Annotated in this window: 2 protein-coding genes; both read left to right on the forward strand. The window is 38.5% G+C overall.

Annotation, left to right across the window (positions count from 1 at the left end):
* Positions 1-222: 222 nt before the first annotated feature.
* Positions 223-702 (forward strand): hypothetical protein, encoded by a 480-nt coding sequence (locus tag IQ234_RS20415; protein WP_193958414.1) that lies wholly within the window; start codon positions 223-225, stop codon positions 700-702.
* 3 nt (positions 703-705) lie between these two features.
* Entirely contained in the window at positions 706-2484 is a 1779-nt protein-coding gene (locus tag IQ234_RS20420) for an ABC transporter substrate-binding protein (protein WP_193958415.1), read from the forward strand.
* Positions 2485-2902: the final 418 nt, after the last annotated feature.

The following is a 2902-nucleotide window of genomic DNA, read 5'->3' on the forward strand; positions in this document are numbered from 1 at the left end:
CAGAAAAATGGTGACAATCAATAGCACGGCGAGTAAGATAGTTACAGATGAGCAACGTGGCACTTCTAAGACGGATGTGGTTGTTATTGCGGTGCGCTCAATACTGGGGCTGTGCTGAGACTGCACCGTTGAGTCAGTGGATGGCTGCACTAGAAGCCAAGGTAGAAAAACTACAGGCTTTGGTAAAAAAATATCAGTTTGTAAAAAGGATAGGAACTTTCAATGAGCGATCGCCAACGGTTAGCATACCTAGAGGACATTCTAGAACTGCTCTACGAAAAACTGGGTGAGTTTGAACAAGAGTTGATTATCAGTAATAGTAAACCCGCCAAGTTTGAGCTAAAGCAGCGAATTAAGCGAGAGATTCTCCCTGATATTCGTCGATATGAAGCAGAATATTGGGAGCTTTACCCAAAAGAAGCGATCATTATCTCGGATGAGGAAGCGGCAAGTCAGCTGGTAAAGGTAGAGCAGGCTGTTGAATCCATCGATCGCATCTCGTTAACTTTTTATCCTCCAGAACTGATTCCCCTACTGCAAGATATTCGAGCCGAGTTAGAAGAACAGAACAAGGCAGCCTCAGCCAAGTTAAAGGTCGTTCTACCGTTGATTCCGATGATTGCCTCCTACGAACTGGAGATTGAGACAGAGGGATTGATGTACAAAACATGGGAGTCCATTAAGAGATTAGTTCGGAGATAGGAAATGTCGCAAGCTAAGAGGAACTGGGAAGAAAAACTTGCTCATTATGAGTATGAACTTTCAATAACTGCTGATCCTTCTCGAAAATTTGAATTGCGAAGAATGATTGAGGAATGTCAGAAAGAAATCGAGAAACTAGAAAAAAAAATCAACCCAAGTGAATCGGGAAATGATCCTACAAGCAGTGATAACTCAAATCAACCCATATCTGTAATTCCCCCAATTATCATAAATACAATAAATTTATCTTATCACTGGACTAAAAATAGAATAATGCTATTTTGTCGCTGGTTGATAGAACTCAAGAAATGGTTTAAGTTCGCCATTTTGTGTATTTTAGCATTAATACTTTCTCTGGTTATTTTTTATGTAAGAGAGATAACCGATCCATTATCGGCGTGTAATAACACCCCTGATTTTATAAGTTGTGGAGAAAAACTTGGTTTTCCCCATTATCCATCACCGGGACGACTACTCCCAGAAGAAGAAAAGGGAAGAGAAGAATTCGCTAAGGGTAATTATAAAGAGGCTATTAGTTATCTAGAAAAAGCCTGGGAAAAAGAGAAAGATCCAGTTACTTTAATTGCTCTAAATAATGCCCGTGTCATGTATCAACTAAAAAGCGGCACTATCAGTCCAAAGAATGTATTTACTATTGCTGTATCTACTGGCTTTGGCGATAAAATACCACCAGATTTTGGTGGAAGTATTCTTACTGGAGTAGGTTGGCAACAAGCTGAATTTAATAAAGACAATGTTTTTAAATTAATAGTTGTCATGGCGAACGATTCTAACAATGACTATGATGAAGCCTTAAAGGTAGCTAAAGAATTAGTAGGTAGGGAAAAAATTATGGGTGTTATTGGACCGTATTCGAGTCACGCAACTTATTATGTATTAGATGATTATCTAGAAAAATTAGTGCTAATTTCACCTACAAGTACGGCTACGATAGAGGCTTTCAAGGCTCAAGATAAAAATAAGAGTCAGGACTTGTCTTGGTTTTTTCGACCTATACCTACGACAGAAATTGCAGCTCAAGACTTAGTTAAATACCTAGAAAAAAAAGGATATCAACAAGTGATAATCTTCCATGACAATGATTTGGTAGCACAATCCTTTTATAAAAATTTTACTAAGCAATTAGAGAAGTCAATTATTATAAATATAAAGGGTAGAGTAATTATAAAGGATTCACAAATATCGCTAGATGTAGAAAGGTTTAAGCAAAAATTTAATCAGCTTAAAGACAAAACAGCCTTAGTTATTATAAGTGATGCTTTTATCGATACGGAGAGCAAGGAGAAAAAAATTCAAATTATTAAGGAAAATCGGGGGACGTTTTTGATAGCTGGGAACAACCCACTGTTTAATGACGAAGTTTTAGAACTTGTCGATACCATTGGCAGGGAATCTCTAGAAAAGATGGTAATAGCTATACCTTGGTATCCCTCTGATGAAGAGAGTAAAAAACTGGCTGATTTTGTTGACCAGAAACCACTACCTTGGTCAACTTCAACTAAGCCGAAGCTCAATTGGCAAATGGCCATGGCTTATGATGCCACAAAAATGTTAGTTGAAGCTATCGTACAACAGCTTGAACAGGGACAAACGCCTAGCAGAGAGGGGACACGAAACACCTTAGCTAAGGATGATTTTAAGACTGAAGGATTAACGGGGAAAATTACCTTAAAAGGAAGTGACCGGGAAGACCAATCTAGCTCATTAATTAGCCCCGACTGCTCAACGACTCCTTGTGACTGGCGCAAAATAAATCCTTGACCAGCATGGTGTGTTGTTTCCAGCACACAGCTTATTGTGTGTAGATAACTGGCTAACCCTTAATACTGATTGAAAGCGATTGCTGTCTTTTTTTCCTAAGTCTGGCTTCCTTTCTTTACCTCAAAGTGGATTTCTAGAGCTTTAAAGGTGAAACTGATTGAACCTTCGGGAACAGCTTTGTAGAACCAGACAACCATGGCCGCTAGAGGGAAGACAATGGCAAAGTCAACACTAGCGGCGAATTTACACTTTCTTGCACTTCATCCCTGGAAGTAGAAACACCTTTTCAGTTATAGTCATTTCAAATAAGTGTGAGACGAGGTAAAAATAAGGTAAAATAAAGAGAAACGAGCAACCCATATAGAAAAATGTCTTATAGCCTAGACTTGAGAAAAAAAGTAATCGATTATGTAGAGAA

The sequence above is a fragment of the Microcystis aeruginosa LEGE 91341 genome, assembly GCF_015206885.1.
Classification (GTDB): Bacteria; Cyanobacteriota; Cyanobacteriia; order Cyanobacteriales; family Microcystaceae; genus Microcystis; species Microcystis aeruginosa_H.